Source organism: Dyella kyungheensis, assembly GCF_016905005.1.
GTDB classification, from domain to species: Bacteria; Pseudomonadota; Gammaproteobacteria; order Xanthomonadales; family Rhodanobacteraceae; genus Dyella; species Dyella kyungheensis.
On sequence record NZ_JADIKC010000035.1, the window covers coordinates 1 to 281 of the forward strand.

At 53.7% G+C, this 281-nt stretch carries 1 rRNA gene; it reads right to left on the bottom strand.

The annotated features are described in order from the left end of the window. Positions 1–281 (bottom strand): 16S ribosomal RNA (locus ISP20_RS21895); the annotation flags it as partial.

Consider the following 281-nt stretch of genomic DNA (forward strand, 5'->3'; position numbering starts at 1 on the left):
ATTTCACGACAGACTTAACTCACCGCCTACGCACGCTTTACGCCCAGTAATTCCGATTAACGCTTGCACCCTTCGTATTACCGCGGCTGCTGGCACGAAGTTAGCCGGTGCTTATTCCTCAGGTACCGTCAGCCCCACCGGTTATTAGCCAGTAGTATTTCGCTCCTGATAAAAGTGCTTTACAACCCGAAGGCCTTCTTCACACACGCGGCATTGCTGGATCAGGCTTGCGCCCATTGTCCAATATTCCCCACTGCTGCCTCCCGTAGGAGTCTGGACCG